This is a genomic window from Zeimonas sediminis, assembly GCF_023721795.1.
Classification (GTDB): Bacteria; Pseudomonadota; Gammaproteobacteria; order Burkholderiales; family Burkholderiaceae_E; genus Zeimonas; species Zeimonas sediminis.
Map to the genome: position 1 here is coordinate 2432494 of NZ_JAMQYE010000001.1, position 20433 is coordinate 2452926.

The following is a 20433-nucleotide window of genomic DNA, read 5'->3' on the forward strand; positions in this document are numbered from 1 at the left end:
GCGGCGCGCCGCCGAAGCGACAACGAACGATCGGAGAAGAAGCGATGCGAAGACTCGAAGGCAAGGTAGCGATCGTCACCGGCGGCGCGGGCGGCATCGGCGCGGCCACCGGCCGGCTGTTCTGCGAGGAAGGCGCGAAGACGGTGCTGGTCGACCTGGCCGACTCGCCGCTGGCCGAAGTGGCGCAGCGCATCCGCGACGAAGTGCCCGGCGCCGAGGTGACGACGATCGCCGCCGACGTCGGCCTCGAGGCCTCGGCGGACACGATCGTCGCCGGCACCCTGGAGCGCCACGGCCGGCTCGACGTGCTGGTCAACAACGCCGGCATCCGCGCCTACGAGCCGCTGGCCGAGGCGAAGGCCGAGACCTGGCAGAAGATCCTGTCGGTCAACCTGCTCAGCTACGCCTGGCTCGCGCGCGCGGCCCTGCCGGCACTGCGCGCGAGCGGCCGCGGCGCGATCGTCAACATCTCGTCCACCCACGCGATGAATCCGCGCGCCGGCATGGGGCAATACGACGTGGCGAAGGCCGGCATCCTGTCGATGACCCGCACGCTCGCTTTCGAGGAGGCGGCACACGGGGTGCGGGTCAACGCGGTCTGCCCGGGGCTCACGCTGACCCCCTTCCACGTGCGGCGGTTCGCGGCGGAGGGCCGGACCGAGCAGGACCTGCGCAACGAGAGGGCCGAGAACAACCTGCAGCGGCGCTGGGCCGACCCGCGCGAGGTGGCGTACCCGATCCTGTGGCTCGCCTCGGACGAGGCCTCGTACATGACCGCTGCCACGCTGATGGTCGACGGCGGGCAGCGGGTGCTGTAGCCCGGCAACCGGACGCGGCGAGAGCGGGGCGAGCCCGGCCGCCGCCCGGGCCGGCTAGCCGGCCTGCCGGGGCCGGCCGTCCCCGGCGCGCGCGCCCCGGCCCGCCAGCAGCGCCGCGATCGCGCCGGCCTGCACCAGCGCGGCGGCCAGGAACAGCGGAGCTGCGCCCCGTCCGACCGCCGGCGCGGCGACGCCGGCGAACGCGATCACCGCGCCGAATACCGCCGGCGCGAACGCATAGGTCGCCTGGCTGATCGCGATCATCAACGCGACCGCGCGCGGCTGGTCCGCTTCGGCGAACTCGCGCTGCGCGATCAGCGGCGGCAAGGTGTTCGCATTGCCCAGCCCCAGGCCGAACAGCACGACGCCCGCCAGGACCAGCCAGCCCGCATCTGCCGGGGCGGCCATCAGCGCCAGCGAGCCGAGCAGCTGCACCGCGTAGGCCGCTGCCGCCACGCGCCGGCGGTCGGCGTGCGGCGGCATCGCGCGCGCCACCGCGGTTCGGCCGGCCACGGCGCAGGCGGTCGCCAGGCCCATCGCGAAGCCGGCGCCGCGCACGCCCAGCACCGGCACCATCAGCGAATAGAGGTGCGCGATCAGGCCCATCTGCGCGAACAGCCCCATCGCCATGCCGGCGGTGAGCGTGAGGAAGGCACGGTCGCGCCAGAGTGCCCCGATCGGCGCCGCCGGCGCGGCGGGCTCGGCAGCGTCGGCCCGCATCACCGCATCGGCGGCGAGCCCGTCGGCCCGCTGCCCCATCGACTCGGGCGTGCGCGAAAACACGGCGCGCGCCAGCCAGGCGATCGCCATCACGCTGGCCAGTCCGACCAAGGCAGCGGCGGCCACGAAGCCGATGCGCGCGATCAGCATCGCCCACAAGGGCGAGAACACTACGCCGCCGATCGTGGCGCCGTTGTAGGCGGTGCTCAGCGCGCGCGGCCGCCGGGCCGAGTACCACGGCGACACCACCGCGTTGATCGCGGCCGAGCCCATCGTCACCCATCCGCCGCCGCTTGCCAGCGCCGCCGCGAAGAGCTGCCAGGGTTCGGCGGCCAGCGACCAGCCGAGCACCCCGACCGAAGCCAGCGCCGCGCCGCCGACCGTGGTGGCGGGAAGACCGAAGCGGCCGTGAAGCCGGGGCAGGCCCGCGATCACCAGCGCGCCGGCCAGGAAGTGCACGGTGATCGCCGACGACACCAGCGACACCGGCCAGCCGGTTCGCTCGACCACCGCATGCAGGTAGACCGGCAGGCCATATACGCCGAGCCCCCAGCCGAGCATCGCCATGACGAAGGCGCCACGGACCGCCGCAGGGCCGAAGAAAGGCGCGTGAAGGCTGGGCGCCGCGGAGCGCCGGAAATCGGGTTTCATGCGAGACGGGGAGCCGCCCGCCGCCTGCGGGCTCGGCGAGAGACTACTACCGCTTCGGGCCGGCCGAGAAACTCCGGGCCGCCGCGACGGTCGCCTACTGCTCGGCGAGCAGGGCGCTCCCGCCGCCGCGCGCCAGGTTCCAGCTCGCCCAGCCGAGCCAGCCGGCGACGAGGCCGGTTGCGATGCAGGGCAGCGCCGGCGACGTGGCCCGCGCCGCCGCGAATGCCAGGGCCGCGAGCACGACGAGCGCGACCCAATGACCGGCCTCTTGCCGGCGGTCGCGAGGATGGCGCCGCACCGAAGCGACCAGCACGGCGGCCGCGGCGATCAGCGCCACCGACAGCACGGGATGCGGGTGCTCCGTGCGCAGCACGCCGAGGAGCATGAAGCCGACCAGCACGAACAGGGCAAACGCGGCCGCCAGGCCGGCGAGCCCCGCCGCGCAGCAGCGGATGCCGGCGCGCCAACCGGACCATGGCGCGTCCAGATCCATGCGCCACAGGAACAGGCGGTGGCCGGCCGCTGCGGCGGCGGCGAGCAGCAGGCACTCGCGCCAGGCGACGCCCGCGACGATCAGCGAGGCGACGACGGCGAAGCCGAGGTTGCGTGGGGCGGCGACTTTCATCCGGCGTTGGCGATCTTCGGGATCGGGCCGCTGCTAAGCGGGGGAGCCGAGCCAATATAGTCGCGCAAGCCAGGGCTGGCAACGATCGGGGCGGCGCGATCAACCCCCGGAGATCACCGCCTCCGGAACCTGGTAGTGCTCGTAGTCGTTGACCTCGATCGTCCAGAGACCCCCGGACTTCGACGCCTTGACCTTCTCGTTGCCGCTGGTCACCGAGTCGCCCCTGAAGCTCAGCACGCGTTCCAGGCCGCCCGCGGGCTTGACGTGCACCTCGGCGTTGCCCGGCTTGCCGCGGACGACGCCGAACTCGCACTGCGAAGAACCTACTGGCGCGTTGCCCATCCAGCAGGGCAAGGGCCCGGTCGCGTGATACGGCGTGCCCTTGACCCTGGCGTCGCCGGACGGCGCCTTGCCCAGCGCTGACGCCGCTGCGCCCGCGCTGCCGGTCACGGCCACCGTGAGCGCATACCGTGCGGACTCGTTGCGCCGCGCCGCGCTGCGCATCAGGTACACGCGCACCGTGTACTCGCCGTCGGACGGCAGCGCGCCCGACCACTCGTTGCCGCCGGAGGATCCGACAAAGAGGGCGACGTCGCTGGATCCGGGCGGCAGCACGTTGAAGTAGTTCGCGCCGTGACCGGTGGCGAGCTTCACGCTCATGGTCTGCCCGGCCCGGGCGCGCAGTTTGTAGTCGACGGTCTGGTCACCCTTGATCGTTCCCTTCACCGTCGCCGACGACGCGCCCTTGGCGAAATGGATCGGCCGGGTCTCGATCGGCGCGGCCGCCGCCGCCCACGCGATGCCGGCGACCAGCACGCCGGCCGCCAGCCGGCGCAGCGATTGCGAGAACCGTTGGCCGGCGCGGTCGACGGCCGGGATCGCGCTCGCGCGCGGCATCGAACGATTGAACATCGAGGACCTCCTGTCTGACCGAGCCGCGACGCAAGCACACGCTCCCGCGCTCGGGTCGAGCATTCTTTTCCGGATGGCGCCGGACTGCCAGCATCCAGTTGACAGTTGAGGGCTGGCGGACCAGCGGCGGCGGCCGGACTTGCGGCGACGATGGCGTTCGCGACGCGGACGCCCGCAGCCCGGCAGATCGGGCGACCGCCGCATGCGCCGCTCTCGCGAGGCCCGAAAAGACGAAGGCCCCGACGAATCGGGGCCTTCCGGAGATGGCGCGCCCGGCTGGGATCGAACCAGCGACCCCTGGCTTCGGAGGCCAGTACTCTATCCACTGAGCTACGGGCGCGAAGCCGCGATTGTACCCGAGCGCGAGGCCGGGTCGCGAGGGGATCGGAACGAAACAGTAGCGACCGGCTATAATCCTCGGCTTTGAATCCAACCGGCTGGCGTCAGCATGAGCGACGAACACGAAGCATTCATCAAGACCCCCAAGCAGCTGATCACCGTCGTGGTGCTGGCCTTCGTGGTGCCCATCCTCGTGATCGTGCTCCTGGTCAAGTACGTGGGCACCAGCACGCGCGTCGGCGCCGGCGCCGACGCGATGACCGCCGAGGCGATCGAGGCCCGGATCCGGCCGGTGGCGGGCTTCGAGCTGGCCGGCGCGAGTGGCCCGCGGGCGGCCCGCTCGGGCGAGGAGGTCTACAAGGCGCAGTGCGCGACCTGTCACGCCGCGGGCGTGGCGGGCGCGCCGAAACTCGCCGACAACGCCGCCTGGGCCGACCGGATCAAGACCGGCCTGCAGGCCCTGGTCAACTCGGCGCTCAAGGGCAAGGGCGCGATGGGCGCTCAGGGCGGCGGCGACTACTCCGACCTGGAGATCACCCGCGCGGTCGTCTACATGGCCAACGCGGCCGGCGGCAAGTTCGAGGAGCCTAAGGCCGATGCGGCACCCAAGGCGGCCGAGGCCGCCCCGGCTGCTGCGGCGCCCGCTCCGGCTGCACCGGCGCCCGCCGCCGCGGCGCCCGCCCCCGCGGCTCCCGCTGCCGCCCCGGCCCAGACCGCCTCGGTCGACGGCAAGAAGATCTACGACAGCACCTGCATGGTCTGCCATGCCACCGGCGTGGCCGGCGCCCCCAAGATGGGCGACAAGGCCGCGTGGGCGGATCGGGTCAAGGCCGGCATGGACACGCTGGTCTCGCACTCGATCAACGGCCTGCGGGCAATGCCCCCGCGCGGCGGCAACGCCAAGCTGTCCGACGCGGAAGTCCGCGCGGCGGTCGAGTACATGGTGGCCGCGGTGCAGTGATCGCGGCAGGCGGGCCTCGAGGCTCGCCACGAAGAAGAAAGCCCCGGTGCGCGAGCCCGGGGCTTTTTCGTTGATGCCGCGTCGAGCGCTCAGGCAAACGCCGGCATCGACACCGCCAGCACGGCGGCAAGGGCGAGAAGGGCTAGAAGCAGTCGGCGCATTCAGCGCTCCATCGAGTCGGTCACGGGCGGGAGCTTAGCGGCCCTCTGTCGCCCGAAATGTGAGGAATTGCCACCGGCCGTCGGCGGCGCGGGTGCCGGCCGACAGGCGGCCTGCGGCGGGACTCCGGGCGGTCGATAATGCGGACACGGCGGGCAGGCCCGACGCCGCGCGCACAAGCCACCTGGAGCCATGAATCCCGTCGTCCTGTTCGGCGCGTTCGACCGGCACAACTTCGGCGACCTGCTGTTCCCGCACATCGCCGCGGCGATGCTGCCGGACGTCGAGCCGCTGTTCGCGGGACTGGTGGAGCGGGACATGCGGGCCTTGGGCGGACATCGGGTGCGGCCGCTGGCCGGGGTGCCGGCGGCACTCGCCACGGCCGCGGCCTTGACCGCCGGGGGCGACAGGCCGGGCGCGACGCTCGTGCACGTCGGCGGCGAGATCCTGACCTGCGATGCCTGGCAGGCCGCGGTGATGCTGCTGCCGCCCGAGCTGGTGCAGCCGACGATCGGGCGGCTGGACGCGCAGCCTGCTCAGCGCATCGCGTGGGCGCGCAGCTTCCTGGGCGGCACCGGCCTCGCGCCTTACGTGGCGTCTCGCGAGGGCCTGCCGGGAATCGAGCGGGTGGTGTACCTGGGCGCGGGCGGCACCGGGCTTGCCGACTGCGAGCCCGCGCTTCGCGCCGAGGTGATCGCCAAGCTGTCGAGCGCCGATGAGGTGGGCGTGCGCGACCGGCACACGCTCGCGCAGCTCCGGGCCGCGGGCATCGCCGCGCGGCTGATGCCCGACCCCGCAGTGATGGCGGCGGAGCTGTTCGGCGATGCGATCCGAACCCGCTCCGGACCTGCCGGCATCGCGGGCCGGTTCGCCGACGGCTATCTGGCGGTGCAGTTCAGCGCCGACTTCGGCGACGACGACACGCTGGACCGGCTCGCGGCGCAGCTGGATCGGCTCGCTGCCTCGACCGGCCTCGGCGTGGCGCTGTTCCGCGCCGGCGCGGCGCCCTGGCACGACGACCTCGGGGTGCTGCGCAGGACGGCGGCGCGGCTGCGACCCGGATCGGCCGCCGTCTTCGAGTCGCTGGACCTGTGGGACATCTGCGCGCTGCTCGCCGGCAGCCGCGGGTATTGCGGCAGCAGCCTGCACGGCAGGATCGTCGCGACGGCCTTCGGGCTGCCGCGGGTGAACCTGCTTCATCCGTCGACCCGGCCGCGTCGCGCGGGCGTCGCCGGCGGCTACGGAGGCGACGGCGACAACGGGGGCGACCGATGCGATGGCGGCGAAGCCCCCACCGTCGGCAAGCAGGCCGCCTACGCCGAAACCTGGGAGCTGCCGGGGCTGCCGACCGTGGCCGGCGTCGACGACGTCGCCGAGGCGGTTGGGGAGGCGCTCGCCGCGGATCCCGCGGCGCTGGCCGCACATGCGGCCTCGCTGGCTGCGCGATACCGCAGGACGTTCGCCGAGATCATGGGCGGCGGAACATGAGCGAAGCGCGCGGGGGCGGAACGAAGAGCGGGCAAGGCACGGCGGTCGGGGGCGGCTCGGCGGGCGCGGGCGCTCCGACGAGGGCTGGCACGCTCGATCGCCTGCTGTTGCCCGCCGGCGTCGCGCCTGCGGCCGCGCCGGTGCTGCTCGCGCGGGCCCTGCGCGCCTTCGCCGACGGCTACGTCGCGGTGCTGCTGCCTGCCTACCTGCTGGCGCTGGGCCTGGGCACGCTGGAGGTCGGCATCGCCAGCACCGCCACGATGCTCGGCTCGGCATTCGCCACGCTGGCGGTCGGCACCTGGGGACATCGATTCGCCCGCCACCGGCTGCTGCGTGCGGCCGCGCTGCTGATGCTCGTCACCGGCATCGGGTTCGCGAGCGCATCGTCGTTCTGGCCGCTGCTGCTGGTGGCCTTCGTGGGCACGCTGAACCCGAGTTCGGGCGACGTCAGCGTGTTCCTGCCGCTCGAGCACGCGACGCTGGCCGGCACCGCGCGCGGCGACGCGCGCACCGCGCTGTTCGCGCGCTACAGCGTGCTGGGCGCGCTGTGCGCGGCGGTCGGCGCGCTGGCCTCGGGCATGCCCGACTGGATCGCGGGTAGCCTGGGCGTCTCGCCGCTCGACGCGATGCGCGCGATGTTCGTCGGCTACGGCGCGATCGGCGCGATCGTCTGGTGGCTGTACCGGCGGCTGCCGGGTCGGACGGGAGCCGCCGAAAGCGACGGCGCGGCGCCTGCCCTCCCCGGCCAGGCGGCCCTCGTGGACCGGGAAGCGGATGCGACGCGCGCGGCGGCCACCGGCACCGAGCCCGAAGCGGCCGCGCCGCTCGGCCCGTCGCGCGCGATCGTGGTGAGGCTCGCGGTTCTGTTCAGCGTCGACAACTTCGCGAGCGGGCTGGTCGTGCACTCGCTGCTGTCGCTTTGGCTGTTCGAGAAGTTCGACCTGTCGCTCGCGCAGGCCGGACAGTTCTTCTTCCTGGCCGGCCTGCTGAGCGCCGCGTCGCAACTGCTGAGCCCGGTCGTCGCGCGGCGCATCGGGCTGCTGAACACGATGGTGTTCACGCACATGCCGGCCAACGTGTTCATGATCCTCGCCGCCTTCGCGCCCACGATGCCGCTCGCGCTGGGCCTGCTGCTCGCGCGCAGCGCGCTGTCGCAGATGGACGTGCCGCCGCGCACCGCCTACGTGATGGGCGTGGTCACGCCCGCCGAGCGCGCGGCCGCGGCGAGCTTCACCGCCGTGCCCAAGAGCCTGGCCGCGGCGGTGAGCCCGTCGCTGGCCGGGGCGATGCTGGCTGCCGGATGGCTGGCCGCGCCGCTGCTGGCCTGCGGAACGCTGAAGCTGGCCTACGACCTCACGCTCTGGCGGATGTTCAGGTCGCATCCGCCACGGGGGGACTGAGGACGCTGGTCCGAGCGGCCGGTCGACGTGTTCCCGCACGGCGCTTGCCGCCATGCCGACCCGGGCGGATGATTGCGCCTTTCGAATGATCCGGCCAACGTGACCCGCTCCCTCCTCCAACCCGAACACCTTGCGCTGATCGAGGGCGGCGTCGGCGTGTCGGTGGCCTCGCGCGACCGCGCGCTGATGCCCGACCTGGTGCGCGCGCTGGCCGCGCGAATCGAACCCTCGGGCGAGCTCACCGTGTTCCTGTCGGGCGCCGACGGGGCCTCGGTGCTGGCGAACCTGCGCGACAGCGACGCGGTCGCGGTCGTCTTCAGCCAGCCTTCCACGCACCGCACGCTGCAGCTGAAGGGGCGCGCCCTGTCGGCGGCGCCGGCCGCGCCGGCCGATCTCGCGCTGGTGCGGCAGCGCCGCGACGCGATGTTTCGCGACCTGGCGAAGATCGGCTTCGACGAGCGCTTCGCGCAGGGGCTGCTGCACTTCGACCCGCAGGACCTGGTCGCGCTGCGCCTCGCTGCGGACAGCGCCTTCGAGCAGACGCCCGGACCGCGCGCCGGGGCCGCCATCGCTACGGCAGGACCGCGGCCCGTCGGCGCTCCGCGCCGGGACGCGAACGGCGGGCCCGCGCCCGGCGCGCGGGTGCCCGCGCTGGAGTCGGTGCCTGCGTCCGCGCCCGGCCTGCCGGCATCGGTCCCGGCCGCCGCCGCTTCCGCGACGCCCGCCCGCGGCCCCCGCCCCGCCCCGAGCCTCGGCGCGATCCGCCACTGCCTGGAAGGCGCGACGCCGGGCGTGATCGCGACCTGCGCGCCCGACGGCACGCCGAACGTGAGCTACCTGTCTCAGGTGCAGTACGTGGACGAAGGGCACGTGGCGCTGTCCTTCCAGTTCTTCAACAAGACCCGCGCCAACGTGCTGGCCAATCCGCGCGCGCGGCTGATCGTGATCGACCCCGCGCACGGCGCGATGTACCGGTTGACGCTGCGCTACCTGCGCACCGAGACAGCGGGGCCGCTGTTCGAGCACATGCGGGCGATGCTCGAGAGCGTCGCCTCGCACGCCGGCATGGCCGACGTGTTCCGCCTGCTGGGCGCCGACGTCTACCGGGTCGAGGCGCTGGCGGTGGCGCACGGCGAGCCGACCGGCCTGGCCGAGGGCCCGAGCCGCCTGGCCGCGCTACGGGCCGCCGCGGCGCGGATCGTGGCCTGCGCCGACCTGCACGCGCTGCTCGACGAGACGCTCGCCGCGCTGCACGAGCACCTGCGGATCGAGCACTCGATGCTGCTGCTGCTCGACCGCGCGGCCGGCCGGCTGTACACGGTCGCGAGCCGCGGCTACCCGGCCTCGGGCGTCGGCTCCGAGGTGCCGCTCGGGGCGGGCGTGGTCGGCGTGGCGGTGAAGGAGGGCACGCCGATCCGGCTGTCGCGCCTGACCTCGGCCTATGCCTACGGCCGCGCGATCCGCGAAGCGGCCGCCCGCGAGGGCCTGGCCGGCGCCTTCGAGACCGAGATCCCCTTCCCCGGCCTGGTCGCGCCGCGCAGCCAGCTGGCGGTGCCGATCCGGATGGCCGGCGACACGGTGGGCGCGCTGCTGGTCGAGAGCACCGAGGACCTGCGCTTCGGCTACGACGACGAGGACGCGCTGGCCACTCTGGCCGCGCTGGTCGGCCAGACGATGCACGTGCTGCAGCAGCGCGACGACCTCGACGCGGCCCACGGCCCGGCGGCACAGCCGGGTCCGGCCTCTCCCGACCGCGCGGCCGCCGGACGCGACGGCACGGCCAGCGCCGCCTGCGAGCCGGCCGCGGCCACAGGCGAGCCGGTCACCGTGCGCCACTACCCCGCCGACCACAGCGTGTTCCTCGACGGCGACTACCTGATCAAGGGCGTGGCCGGGGCGATCCTGTGGGCGCTGGTGTCCGAGCACACGGTCACCGGCCGGACCGCCTTCAGCAACCGCGAGCTGCGGCTCGACCCGCGCATCCCGTTGCCCGAGATCGGCGACAACCTGGAGGCGCGGCTGGTGCTGCTGCAGCGCCGGCTCGTCGAGCGCAAGGCCTGCGTGCGGATCGAGAAGAGCGGGCGCGGGCGCTTCTGCCTGCGCGTGGAGCGGCCGCTCGTGCTGCAACAGGTCGGCTGAACCCGTCGCGCGCCGGCACCGGGCGGCGGCGCGCGGCCATGCAGGCACGCGCCGCCGCGGGCTCACCAGCGCTCGGCGAGCCGCAGCCCCGGATGCGCGCCGACCGGCGCCGACGGCAGGCCGAGCGCCGCCGCGAGCCGCGTCCAGTCGCCGGCGGGAAGCCGGTCGCGCGCGATCGCGAGCGCGCCCTCGAAGGCCTCGCGCGGGGCGCCCTCGCGCATGCCCGACAGCATCGCCACGCGATCGCCGTGCGGCAGCGCGGGCATGAACCAGTTCAGCGCGCGCGCCATCAGCATCGGCGGGATCGACGCGACGATCGCGTGCTCGATCCCGAGCAGCTCGGCGTCGGAGTACTCGGCCCACAGGATCGGCATCAGCCGCGTTTCCTCGTAGTGCATGTGCTCGAGGTTCTCGGCCACGAACAGCGCGAGCCGGCGGTACAGCGCCAGCGCCGCCTGCGCGCGATCGGCCGGGCCGGCCTGCTCGAGCACCGCGGCGTCGCGGCGCAGCGCGGCGATCGCCTGGCCGTGCGACACGTGGTCGTCGGCGTTGTGCGCAGCGCTGCCGGGCCTGCGCGCCTCGAGCGCGGTGTGCACGAATCGGTTCTCGTCCTCGATGTGCAGGTCGCAGATCTCGAGCAGGTCGCGCAGCTGCCCGATCGCGCCGGCGCGCTCGCCGTCGTCGGCGGGGTCCATCCGCCCCACGCGGGCCAGCGTGTCGGTCATGTACAGGCGGAGCGCCTTGTGGATGTTCACGTAGAGGTCGAAGCGCCCGGCCTGCGACGCATCGGCGAGGGCGGGTTCGAAAGCGGCCTGGTCCATTTGTGTCTTCCTTCGTTGATCGTTGGGATCGTGATCGCGCAATCGCGATGGAAGGAAGTCTAGGAAGACGCGCGCGGCGCCGCTCTTAAGAATTGGCTCAGCGCTTCGTAAGAGTTCCTTAAGCGGCGAAGCGCGCGCGCAGCGCCGGCTTCTCGACCTTGCCGGCCGGCGTGCGCGGCAGCGCGTCGACGAAGCGCACGTGCTTCGGCACCTTGTAGCCGGCCAGCTGGGCCCGGCAGTGCTCGCGCACCGCGTCCTCGCTGAGCCGGGCGCCCGCGGCCGGCACGATCACCGCCAGGCCCACCTCGACCCAGCGCGGGTCGGGCACGCCGATTACCGCTGCCTCGGCCACGCCGGGCATCCGGTACAGCAGGTTCTCGACCTCGGCCGGATACACGTTCTCGCCGCCGGACACGAACATGTCCTTCAGGCGATCGACGATCCAGTAGTCGCCGTCCTCGTCGAAGTACGCGACGTCGCCGGTGTGCAGCCAGCCGTCGCGCAGCGCCTCGGCCGTGGCCTGCGGGTTGCGCCAGTAGCCCGGCGTGACGCCCGGCCCGCGCACCAGCAGCTCGCCGCGCTCGCCGGGTCCGCAGTCGCGGCCGTCGCGGTCGACGACGCGGGCCAGCATCGAGCCGACCGGCTTGCCGACGCTGCCGGGCTTCGCGCGGGCCGTGGCTTCGTCGGGGATGAACACGGTGGGGCCGGTCTCGGTCATGCCGAAGCCGAAGCAGATCGTGATGCCCTTAGCGGACCAGGTCTCGAGCAGCGCGAGCGGCATCGGAGAGCCGCCGGCCGACCAGTGGCGCATCGCCTCGAAGCGCGCCTGCCCGAAGCCGGGGTGCTGCGCGATGAACAGGTACAGGGCTGGCACGCCCAGGAACTGGGTGATCGGCAGCGGGCGGCGCGCCGGGCCGTCGCCGGGATCCGCCGGCGCCTCGGCGCGCTCGTCACTGCCGGCCGCGTCCCGTCCCTTGCCGTCCAGCCAGCGGATCGCCTCGCCCGCGTCGAAGTCGCGCATCACGACGACGGTGCCGCCTGCGTGGATGATCGGGTTCGCGTAGAGGTTCAGCCCGCCGGTGTGGAAGAAGGGCAGCGCGGCGAGCAGCACGTCGCGGCCCGACAGGCCGGTCGCGAGCATCGCGTTGACCGCGTTGAAGAAGCTCATTCCGTAGGTCTGGATCACGCCCTTGGGGCGGCCGGTCGTGCCCGAGGTGTAGAGCAGGTACCAGGGCTCGTCCATCGGCCGGGTGGGCATCTCGACGACGCGTGCGCCGGCGGCGGCGAGCGCCGACTCGTAGTCGGGCCATTCGAGGCCGGCAACGGTCGCGGCAACCTGCGCGGCTGTCGCCGGCTCATGCGCAGCCGGAGCCGGCGAGAGGACCAGGCCCGGCAGTGCCGCGCGCGTCGGCGCCTGGCCGTCCCGGGCCGGTTCGTCCCGCGCCGGTTCGTCCCGCGCTGGACCGCCCTGCGCCGGATCGCCCTGCGTCGGCCCCGGTCGCCCGAACAGCGCGCGGGCCACGTCGAGGAAGCCCTCGTCGCAAACGAAGGCGGCGGGCGCCGCGTCGTCGAGAATCGGGCCCAGCTCGGCGGCCGGCAGCCGCCAGTTCAGGCAGACCATCACGACGCCGGCCTTGGCGCAGCCGTACAGCATCTCGAGGTACTCGGGCCCGTTGCGCGCGAGCACCGCCACCCGGTCGCCCGGAGACAACCGCCAGCGCTCGAGGACCCACTGCGCGAAGCGGCTCGCGCGCTCGTCGAACTGCCGGTAACTCAGCGCGCGGCCGCTCGCGCTGTCGACCAGCGCGAGCTTGTCCGGGTGGTGCTGCGCCTGCTTGTGCAGCCAGTCGACGACGAACATCGGCTCAGCCCGTTCCCTCGATCGGCGCCCCTCGGCCGGCGGAGCCGCCCGCGCCGGCCGCAAGCCTCGCGGCCCGGCCGGGGCGATCGTCGGGGTAGCCGCCGAAGCTGCGCAGGAAGCCGGCGACGCCCTGGTGCGCTGCCGGCTCGCCGATCGCGGCGACGAAGCGCTGGCGCTCTTCCTCGAGCGCGGCCTCGATGCCGGCGAGCGCCGCCTCGGGGCCGCGCAGCAGGCGCTTGGACTCGCGCATCGTGACGACCGGCGCGCCGGCCACCCTCTCGGCGAGCCGCCGGGCGGCATCGGGCACCTCGGCCGCCGGCGCCAACTCGTTGACGATGCCCCAGTCCAGCGCCTGCGGCGCGCTCACGCTGCGGTTCAGCAGCAGGCAGGCGGCGGCGCGGCGCGCGCCCACCAGCCGGGGCAGCAGCGCGGTCCAGCCGCCGTCGGGCGTGAAGCCGGCGGTCGCGTAGTGCGCCTTGAAGACCGCGTGCTCGGCCATCACCGCCAGGTCGCAGGCCAGCACCAGCCCCAGCGAGCCGCCGGTGACGTGGCCGTGCACCGCGGCCACCACCGGCTGCGGCAGCTTCAGCAGCGCGAGCACCGCCTGGTTCAGAAGGCCCACCAGCTCGGCAGCGTAGGTCTGCAGCGAGGGACCGGCCATCTCGGCGGCGAAGCGGCGCATGTCTCCACCGATCGAGAAGGCCTCGCCCTCGGCGGCGAGCACCACGGCGCGCGTGTCGGCGCGTCGCCCTGTCTGCTCGAGCGCCACGCACAGGTCGAGCAGCAGGTCGGGCACCAGCGCGTTGTGCATCGCGGGCCGGGCCAGCGTGAGCGTGGCGACCGGGCCGGCGTGCTCGACCCTGACCAGCGCTCGGCGGGCGCTCACGCTTCGCTCCGTCCCGGCGCGGCCGGTCCCGCCCCGCCATCGCCCGGTCCCGCCCCGCCACCGCCCGGTCCCGCCCCGCCATCGCCCGCGCCCGCGCGGACCGCGCGCTCGATCGCGCGCGCCCGCAGCCGGCCCACGATTCCGGTCGGGAAGTGGTAGACCGACAGCACGAACAGCAGGCCCAGCCACAGCAGCCAGCGGTCGGGCGAGAACAGCGCGGCCAGCAGCGGCACGCCCTCGAGGCCGCCGGCGATCCAGGCCATGAAGTCCTGCAGGTAACTCTGCGCGAACACGAACAGCGCGCTGCCGATCACCGCGCCGTACATCGTGCCCATGCCGCCGATCACCACGATCAGCAGCGTGTCGAGCATGATCTCGAAAGACAGCGAGGTGTCGGGGCCGTTGTAGCGCAGCCAGATCGCGAGCAGCGCGCCGGCCAGCGTGGCGAACAGCGCGGCCAGCACGTTGGACACGGTGCGGAAGACCACGGTTCGATAGCCGATCGCCTCGGCGCGGAAGTCGTTCTCGCGGATCGCCTGCAGCACGCGGCCGAACGGCGAGTTCACGATCCGCAGCAGCATCAGGAACAGCGCCAGCACCGCGAAGAACAGCAGGTAGTAGGTGATGACGCGGCCGTCGACGTCGAGCCCCAGGATCGGGTTCTCGAAGGGCTCGAACGAGGGCCGCAGCATGCGCGGCACCCTGAAGCTCAGGCCGTCCTCGCCGCCGGTGATCTCGGACAGCTGCGAGGCCAGCGTCTGGAACGCGCTCGCCACCGCCAGCGTGATCATCGCGAAGAAGATCGCCTTGACCCGCAGGCTGAACAGGCCGATCACCAGCGCGAGCAGCGCCGACAGCGCCAGCGCGCAGAGGATGCCGACGCCCAGCGCGCCCCAGCTGGCGTCGAGCCGGGTGCTGGCGATCGCCACGCCGTAGGCGCCGATGCCGAAGAACATCGTGTGCGCGAAGGACACGATGCCGGTGTAGCCCAACAGCAGGTCGTAGCTGGCCACCAGCAGCACGAAGACCAGGATCTTCGCGGCCACCGACATCGAGCGCGCGCCGGGGAACACGAAGGGCACCAGCGCGAGCAGCACCACGATGGCCAGCAGCATCGCGGCCACGATGCGGCTGCGCGGATAGTCGGCCGACAGCAGGCTGCGGATCATTGCTTGCCCCCGGCGTACAGGCCCTGCGGGCGCCACAGCAGGATCAGCACCATCAGCAGGATGTTCGAGAACAGCGCGACCTTGGGCGCCAGGAAGCCGGTGTAGTTGGCCATCAGCCCGACCAGCAGCGCGCCGAGAAAGCAGCCCCCCACCGAGCCCAGGCCGCCGATGATGATCACGATGAAGATCAGGATGTTCACCTGCGCGCCCATCTGCGGCACCAGGTTCTGCTGGTAGAGGCCCCACATCACGCCGCCCAGGCCGGCCAGCGCCGAGCCGGCCACGAACACGCCGACGAACATCCGGCGGATCCGGTAGCCGAGGCTCTCGACCATCTCGCGGTCCTGCACGCCGGCGCGGATCAGCAGGCCGATCTTGGTGCGGGCCAGCACCCACAGCATCGCCGCGAACACGGCCAGGCCCACGCCGACCGCGATGACGCGGTACTTCTCGATCGCCGCGTCGCCGACCAGCCAGGCGCCGCGCAGGCCCTCGGGCAGCGGCAGCGGGATCTGCTGCGGGCCCCAGATCGCCTTGATCAGCTCCTCGCCGATGATCATGCCGCCCATCGTGATCAGGATCTGCTTCAGGTGCTGGCCGTAGACCGGCCGCACGATCGCCCGCTCGAAGACCCAGCCGATCGCGCCAGCTACCGACATCGCGACGACCATCGCGATCGCGATCGCGACCAGGTTCAGCAGCATCGAGTCGGCGGTGGTCAGCGCAGCCATCGGGCCGAGCACCGACATCGCCACGAAGGCGCCCAGCGCGATGAACAGTCCGTGGCCGAAGTTCAGCACGTCCATCAGGCCGAAGATCAGCGTGAGGCCCGACGCGATGATGAAGACGATCATGCCCATGGCCAGGCCGGCCACGGTCAGCGTGGCCCAGCTCGACAGGCTGCCGACCAGCGGCAGCGCGGCCAGCGCCAGCGCCGGCGCGAGCAGCAGCGGCAGGCGCTCGCGAAGCGCGGCGCTCGCGGTCAGGCTCGCGCTCGGTTGATTCGCGCCGGCGCTCATTGGTGCGCTCCCAGTGAAAGGCCCAGCAGGCGCGACTGCAGCGCCTCGTCCCCGGCCAGTTCGGCCATCGGCCCGCGGTGCACGACGCGGCCGTCGTCCATCACCGCCACCGTGTCGCCGAGCTGGCTCGCGAACGCGAAGTTCTGCTCGACCAGCAGGATCGTCGCGCCGTCGGCCTTCAGCTCGCGAAAGGCCGACAACATGTTGCGGATGATGGACGGAGCCAGGCCCTTGCTCGGCTCGTCGATCAGGATCAGCTTGCGCGGCTCGACGATCGCGCGCGACACGGCCAGCATCTGCTTCTGGCCGCCCGACAAGAGACCGGCCGGATGGTTCCAGAACTTCTGCATCGCGGGGAACAGGCCGAAGATCCAGCGCAGCCGCGCCGGGTCGATGTCGGCCTCGCGGCGCGCGCCGCGCGCGGCCAGCACCATGTTCTCGCGCACGGAGAGCTCGCCGAAGATGCCCATGTTCTCGGGCACGTAGGCGATGCCCCGCTGCGAGATGTCGGGGGTGGCGAGCTTCGAGATGTCCTCGCCGGCGAAGGCGATCCCGCCGGCGGAGGCCTGCCACAAGCCCATGATCGTGCGCAGCGTGGTGGTCTTGCCGGCGCCGTTGCGGCCGAGCAGCAGCGTGGTCTGGCCGGCCGGCACGTCCAGGTCGACGCCGTGCAGGATGTGGTACGCGCCGATGTGCGTGTGCACGCCGGCGAGCGAGAGCAGCGGCGCGGCGGCGGTGGCCGCGGCGCTGCCCGCCGCGCCCGGCGCGGTCTGCATCGCATCGCTCATCGCGCGGCCTCCGCTTCTTCCTCGTCCTCGGCGGCCATGCCGAGATAGGCCTGCTGCACCACCGGCGAGGCGATCACCTCGGCGGGCTCGCCGTCGGCCGCCAGCTTGCCGTTGTGCAGCACGATGATCCGGTCCGACAGCTCGCGCACCACGTCCATCTTGTGCTCGACCAGCAGGATGGTCTTCGTGGTGTCGCGCTTGATCTCGCGGATCAGGTCGAGGATCACCGGCACCTCGTCCACGCTCATGCCCGCGGTCGGCTCGTCGAACATGAACACGGTGGGCTCGAGCGCGATCAGGATGCCGACCTCGAGCTTGCGCTGGTCGCCGTGCGGCAGGCTGGCCGCCGGCGCATCGCGGCGCGCGGTCAGCGAGATCCGCTCCAGGATCGCCTCGGCCTCGGCGATCAGCGCGCGGTGGTTCGACCAGATCGACCACAGGTTCAGCCCCATGCCGCGCCGTGCCTGGATCGCCAAGCGCACGTTCTCCATGACCGACAGGTTCGGGAACAGGTTGGTCAGCTGGAAGGCACGGCCGAGGCCGCGCGCGGTGCGCTCGGGCGCCGGCAAGGAAGTGATGTCGTCGCCGCCCACGAACACGCGCCCGGAGCTGGCCTTCAACTGCCCCGAGATCAAGTTGAAGTAGGTCGTCTTGCCCGCCCCGTTCGGTCCGACGATCGCCGTCAACGTGCCGGGCCGGAACGCGCACGACACCGAATCGACGGCCACGTGGCCGCCGAAACGTATGGTCAGATCGCGAGTCTCGAGTGAGAAGGTCATGAGATCGGCGTTCGATTGAGATCAGCGGGCAAATGAGATCCGAAGGCGCTAGAGATGAAGCTGCGGCGCAGTAACGGCTTGGAAGTCATTCAGCCGGAAGGCGAGGGGTGATTGCGATCGAATGGCGACCCACGCTTCGCAGGGCTGGTGCGTGGACTCGCGCTTCGGCGAGGCTTTCGAGCCGCCGAGCAGCACAGCCCTCGCGGGGGCAGTCGGCGAGCACTGTTCGAGCTCCGAGGCGCAAGGTCCGCAGGACCGCCGCGACGAGGGCGAGTTGCGCAGCCGCCCGCGAGGGCGAGCAGCGCAGGGCAGCCGAAGGCCGGCTCGACCGCCCCGCCGAAGCGCGGCCCCGCCCGCCGGCCCCGCCACGCCCAACCGCATGCGACGAAGCGTCAACCCGAGCGCGTCACCGCTTGTTGCGGATCGGCACCTGCATCTCCTCCGGCTTGATCTCGCGCACGAGCTCGGGCACCGCCCAGGTGAACGCCGGGTCGACCTTGATCTTGAAGTGATACATCGACTGCATCGCCTGGTGATCCTCCTTGCGGAAGGTCATCCTGCCCTTGGGCGTGTCGAAGCTCATCCCTTCCATCGTCTTGATCAGGGTGTCGGTCTTCGTGTTGCCGTTGGTCTTCTTCAGCGCCTCGACGATCGCCATGCCGGCCGACATGCCGCCCGCGGTGAAGAAATCCGGCGGGCTCTTGAAGCGCTTGTAGTGCTCGGTGATCAGCCAGTTGTTGGCCGGGTTCTTCGGGATGTCGAAGTAGTAGTAGGTGGCGCCTTCCATGCCTGGGAAGTTCTTGTACGCGGCCATCGCCGGCAGGATGTTCCCGCCGGTCGAGATCTCGATGCCGTAGCGCTTGGGGTCGAGGTCGGCGATCTTGAACGGGTTGCCGGCGCCGGCCCAGATGATCCAGATGACCTTGCGGCCCGGCTTGTCCTTCAGCGCGTCGAACAGCCGCTGCGCGCCGGCGGTGAAGTCGGTGGTGTTGGTCGGCAGGTACTCCTCATGGACGATCTTCGCCTTCTTGATCGCGTCCTTGAAGGCCTTCACACCGTCACGCCCGAACGCGTAGTCCTGGGCCAGCGTGGCGATGTGCACGTTCTCGTGGTCGAGCGCCACCGCGTTGGAGATCGCGTCCTGCGACGAGTTGCGGCCGGTGCGGAACACGTACTTGTTCCACTTCTCGCCGGTGATCGAGTCGGCCACCGCCGGCTCCACCAGCAGGACCTTCTCGTACTCCTCGGCCACCGGCAGCATGGCCAGCGCCACGCCCGAGCTGGTCGGGCCCACGGCCAGGTCGACCTTGTCGTCACCGTAGGCCGCCTGCAGCAGCGACTTGCCCACGTCGGGCTTGCCCTGGTCGTCCTTCTCGATGACCACGATCTTGCGGCCGTTGACCGTCATCGTGCCGCCGGTCGCGTACTCCAGGCCCAGCATCAGGCCGGTGGCGGTCTGCTTGCCGTAGGCCTCCAGCGGGCCGGTCTTCGAGTAGATGTGGGCGATCTTGATGTCCTTGGCCACGGCAGGGCCGGCCAGCATCGCGCCGGCGACCAGCGGCAGCGCGATTCGCGCGGCCTGCTTCAGGAAGGAATGGGGATTCATCTCGGCTGTCTCCTCTGGATGATCGGGCGGCCCGCACGAGACGAGCCGTTGGCCGTGATCAAGCAGGGTTCGTGCCTATCGCCGATCCATCCGCAAGCCGTTGATCGACAAGAAACACGGAAGAGAAGCCCGCGATCATGCGGCGAAACCGTACGATTTCCGGACACAATACATCGCGCGATCTGGATGTTTTCCGGACACTCTTCCCCCGACCTTCAGAATGTCCGGATTGTGGTCAGCGACGGCACGGCAAAGGCCGGGGACACCAGGTCGGTCGCCCGACCTCCCCTCAGTTCTTCTCGACCCCGACCTGCTCCGCGACGCGCCCCCAGGTTTCGTAGTCGGACACGATGATCCGTGCGAACTCTTCGGCACTCGTCGGGGCCAGCGTCATCGACATGCTCGCCAATCGCTCCTCCATGCCGGGCTCTCTGGCCGCTTGGGCAAGCGCCTGCTCGAGCCGTTCCACGACCGGTTTAGGCGTGCCGGCCGGCGCAACGATGCCGAACCACCCGTCCATCCCGAAGGGGATTCCGGCTTCGCGGAAAGTGGGCGCATCGGGAAAGTGTGGCGATCGCTTCGTGGCCGGCACGGCCAGGACACGCACCTTGCCTGCGCGAGACTGGGACACGGCCATGGCATAGCCGGTGAAAGCCATGTCGAGTTCGCCGCCGATCAAGGCGACGATCGCCGCGGGGGTCCCTTTGTAGGGAACGTGAACGATGTCCACCCCGGCCGCGGCCTTGAGCGCCTCGCCGTTGAGGTGCCCCCCCGAGCCGATGCCCCAGGAGCCGAAGGTCATCTTGCCGGGCGACGCCTTCGCACGCTCCAGCAGGTCGCCGAGAGTGCGATACGGAGAATCGGCGGCGACCAGCAAAGCGTTGCCGGTGGTCGCGAAACGACCGATGGCGGTGAAATCCTTGCCGGGGTGATAGGGCGGCTTCTTTCGGAGATGGGGCACCAGGGCAATCGCAGCCTGAAACGTCAGGCTGATGGTGTAGCCATCGGGCTTGGCGGCGGCCACTTGCTGCATGGCGATCTGCCCTCCTGCGCCCGGCTTGTTGTCAACCACTACCGGTTGCTTGAGAGCCTGCGACATCGCGTCGGCAAGCCGCCTGGCCACGACGTCGGTGTCTCCTCCGGGCGGCGTCGGCACCACCATGGTGATTGCCCTTGCCGGATAGCTTTCCTCTGCCTGTAGTGCCGGCCCCCAGAGCAGCGCCGTCAGCGGCAGCAACAAGGCGAGACGGCGGGAACGCCGCAGGTTCGTGGATTTGTGCATTGATGTCTCC

At 72.0% G+C, this 20433-nt stretch carries 17 protein-coding genes and 1 tRNA gene; 5 read left to right on the forward strand and 13 right to left on the reverse strand.

What is annotated here, in order from left to right; genetic code table 11:
- Positions 1-44: 44 nt before the first annotated feature.
- Positions 45-818: an SDR family NAD(P)-dependent oxidoreductase gene (locus M6I34_RS11515; RefSeq protein WP_272485820.1), complete on the forward strand. Its 774-nt coding sequence runs from the start codon at positions 45-47 to the stop codon at positions 816-818.
- Between the two features lie 54 nt (positions 819-872).
- Here M6I34_RS11515 and M6I34_RS11520 read toward each other — a convergent pair whose 3' ends face one another.
- From M6I34_RS11520 to M6I34_RS11535, 4 genes are all read right to left on the reverse strand, one after another.
- The gene (locus M6I34_RS11520) at positions 873-2189 is read right to left on the reverse strand and encodes an MFS transporter (RefSeq protein ID WP_418953513.1); all 1317 of its coding nucleotides are present in this window, start codon (positions 2187-2189) and stop codon (positions 873-875) included.
- 94 nt (positions 2190-2283) lie between these two features.
- Positions 2284-2814: a hypothetical protein gene (locus tag M6I34_RS11525; protein ID WP_272485821.1), complete on the reverse strand. Its 531-nt coding sequence runs from the start codon at positions 2812-2814 to the stop codon at positions 2284-2286.
- 99 nt (positions 2815-2913) lie between these two features.
- A complete protein-coding gene (locus tag M6I34_RS11530; RefSeq protein WP_272485822.1) occupies positions 2914-3726 on the reverse strand; it encodes a hypothetical protein in 813 nt (270 codons plus the stop codon).
- A 264-nt stretch (positions 3727-3990) separates the two neighbouring features.
- Positions 3991-4066, reverse strand: a tRNA-Arg gene (locus M6I34_RS11535).
- 108 nt (positions 4067-4174) lie between these two features.
- Between M6I34_RS11535 and M6I34_RS11540 the strand changes: the two genes are divergently transcribed.
- The 4 genes from M6I34_RS11540 (at position 4175) to M6I34_RS11555 (ending at position 10212) form a co-directional block, all read left to right on the forward strand.
- Entirely contained in the window at positions 4175-5026 is an 852-nt protein-coding gene (locus tag M6I34_RS11540) for a c-type cytochrome (protein WP_272485823.1), read from the forward strand.
- A 351-nt stretch (positions 5027-5377) separates the two neighbouring features.
- Complete coding sequence (locus M6I34_RS11545) at positions 5378-6673, forward strand: polysaccharide pyruvyl transferase family protein (RefSeq protein WP_272485824.1); 1296 nt, start codon at positions 5378-5380, stop codon at positions 6671-6673.
- Complete coding sequence (locus M6I34_RS11550) at positions 6670-8073, forward strand: MFS transporter (protein ID WP_272485825.1); 1404 nt, start codon at positions 6670-6672, stop codon at positions 8071-8073. The genes M6I34_RS11545 and M6I34_RS11550 overlap by 4 nt, the downstream gene beginning before the upstream one ends.
- Positions 8074-8172: 99 nt before the next feature.
- Positions 8173-10212 (forward strand): pyridoxamine 5'-phosphate oxidase family protein, encoded by a 2040-nt coding sequence (locus M6I34_RS11555; RefSeq protein WP_336254540.1) that lies wholly within the window; start codon positions 8173-8175, stop codon positions 10210-10212.
- A gap of 62 nt (positions 10213-10274) precedes the next feature.
- Here M6I34_RS11555 and M6I34_RS11560 read toward each other — a convergent pair whose 3' ends face one another.
- The 9 genes from M6I34_RS11560 to M6I34_RS11600 all read right to left on the reverse strand — a co-directional run bounded on the left by M6I34_RS11560 (position 10275) and on the right by M6I34_RS11600 (position 20423).
- Positions 10275-11033 carry a hemerythrin domain-containing protein gene (locus M6I34_RS11560; protein WP_272485826.1) on the reverse strand — a complete coding sequence of 253 codons (759 nt, stop codon included), beginning with the start codon at positions 11031-11033 and terminating at the stop codon, positions 10275-10277.
- A gap of 118 nt (positions 11034-11151) precedes the next feature.
- A complete protein-coding gene (locus M6I34_RS11565) occupies positions 11152-12894 on the reverse strand; it encodes an AMP-binding protein (RefSeq protein ID WP_272485827.1) in 1743 nt (580 codons plus the stop codon).
- A gap of 4 nt (positions 12895-12898) precedes the next feature.
- Positions 12899-13780 (reverse strand): enoyl-CoA hydratase/isomerase family protein, encoded by an 882-nt coding sequence (locus tag M6I34_RS11570; RefSeq protein WP_272485828.1) that lies wholly within the window; start codon positions 13778-13780, stop codon positions 12899-12901.
- Positions 13777-14949, reverse strand: a complete 1173-nt coding sequence (locus tag M6I34_RS11575) for a branched-chain amino acid ABC transporter permease (protein ID WP_272485829.1) — start codon at positions 14947-14949, stop codon at positions 13777-13779. The genes M6I34_RS11570 and M6I34_RS11575 overlap by 4 nt, the downstream gene beginning before the upstream one ends.
- Positions 14946-15968, reverse strand: a complete 1023-nt coding sequence (locus tag M6I34_RS11580) for a branched-chain amino acid ABC transporter permease (protein WP_272485830.1) — start codon at positions 15966-15968, stop codon at positions 14946-14948. Before M6I34_RS11580 ends, M6I34_RS11575 begins: the two co-directional genes overlap by 4 nt.
- Positions 15965-16744 (reverse strand): ABC transporter ATP-binding protein, encoded by a 780-nt coding sequence (locus M6I34_RS11585; protein ID WP_272486669.1) that lies wholly within the window; start codon positions 16742-16744, stop codon positions 15965-15967. The genes M6I34_RS11580 and M6I34_RS11585 overlap by 4 nt, the downstream gene beginning before the upstream one ends.
- A gap of 8 nt (positions 16745-16752) precedes the next feature.
- Entirely contained in the window at positions 16753-17535 is a 783-nt protein-coding gene (locus tag M6I34_RS11590) for an ABC transporter ATP-binding protein (protein WP_272485831.1), read from the reverse strand.
- Between the two features lie 406 nt (positions 17536-17941).
- A complete protein-coding gene (locus M6I34_RS11595) occupies positions 17942-19141 on the reverse strand; it encodes a substrate-binding domain-containing protein (RefSeq protein ID WP_418953514.1) in 1200 nt (399 codons plus the stop codon).
- Positions 19142-19430: 289 nt separating this feature from the next.
- On the reverse strand, positions 19431-20423 hold the full coding sequence (locus tag M6I34_RS11600) for a Bug family tripartite tricarboxylate transporter substrate binding protein (RefSeq protein ID WP_272485832.1): 993 nt from the start codon (positions 20421-20423) through the stop codon (positions 19431-19433).
- Between the last annotated feature and the right edge of the window lie 10 nt (positions 20424-20433).

What these genes read in the sequence shown, in the direction of transcription:
- M6I34_RS11595 (WP_418953514.1), bottom strand. Translation starts at nt 19,141, where the DNA reads ATGAATCCCCATTCCTTCCTGAAGCAGGCCGCGCGAATCGCGCTGCCG.
- M6I34_RS11600 (WP_272485832.1), bottom strand. Translation starts at nt 20,423, where the DNA reads ATGCACAAATCCACGAACCTGCGGCGTTCCCGCCGTCTCGCCTTGTTG.
- M6I34_RS11575 (WP_272485829.1), bottom strand. Translation starts at nt 14,949, where the DNA reads ATGATCCGCAGCCTGCTGTCGGCCGACTATCCGCGCAGCCGCATCGTG.
- M6I34_RS11545 (WP_272485824.1), top strand. Translation starts at nt 5,378, where the DNA reads ATGAATCCCGTCGTCCTGTTCGGCGCGTTCGACCGGCACAACTTCGGC.
- M6I34_RS11560 (WP_272485826.1), bottom strand. Translation starts at nt 11,033, where the DNA reads ATGGACCAGGCCGCTTTCGAACCCGCCCTCGCCGATGCGTCGCAGGCC.
- M6I34_RS11525 (WP_272485821.1), bottom strand. Translation starts at nt 2,814, where the DNA reads ATGAAAGTCGCCGCCCCACGCAACCTCGGCTTCGCCGTCGTCGCCTCG.
- M6I34_RS11550 (WP_272485825.1), top strand. Translation starts at nt 6,670, where the DNA reads ATGAGCGAAGCGCGCGGGGGCGGAACGAAGAGCGGGCAAGGCACGGCG.
- M6I34_RS11590 (WP_272485831.1), bottom strand. Translation starts at nt 17,535, where the DNA reads ATGACCTTCTCACTCGAGACTCGCGATCTGACCATACGTTTCGGCGGC.
- M6I34_RS11585 (WP_272486669.1), bottom strand. Translation starts at nt 16,744, where the DNA reads ATGCAGACCGCGCCGGGCGCGGCGGGCAGCGCCGCGGCCACCGCCGCC.
- M6I34_RS11515 (WP_272485820.1), top strand. Translation starts at nt 45, where the DNA reads ATGCGAAGACTCGAAGGCAAGGTAGCGATCGTCACCGGCGGCGCGGGC.
- M6I34_RS11530 (WP_272485822.1), bottom strand. Translation starts at nt 3,726, where the DNA reads ATGTTCAATCGTTCGATGCCGCGCGCGAGCGCGATCCCGGCCGTCGAC.
- M6I34_RS11565 (WP_272485827.1), bottom strand. Translation starts at nt 12,894, where the DNA reads ATGTTCGTCGTCGACTGGCTGCACAAGCAGGCGCAGCACCACCCGGAC.
- M6I34_RS11520 (WP_418953513.1), bottom strand. Translation starts at nt 2,189, where the DNA reads ATGAAACCCGATTTCCGGCGCTCCGCGGCGCCCAGCCTTCACGCGCCT.
- M6I34_RS11580 (WP_272485830.1), bottom strand. Translation starts at nt 15,968, where the DNA reads ATGAGCGCCGGCGCGAATCAACCGAGCGCGAGCCTGACCGCGAGCGCC.
- M6I34_RS11540 (WP_272485823.1), top strand. Translation starts at nt 4,175, where the DNA reads ATGAGCGACGAACACGAAGCATTCATCAAGACCCCCAAGCAGCTGATC.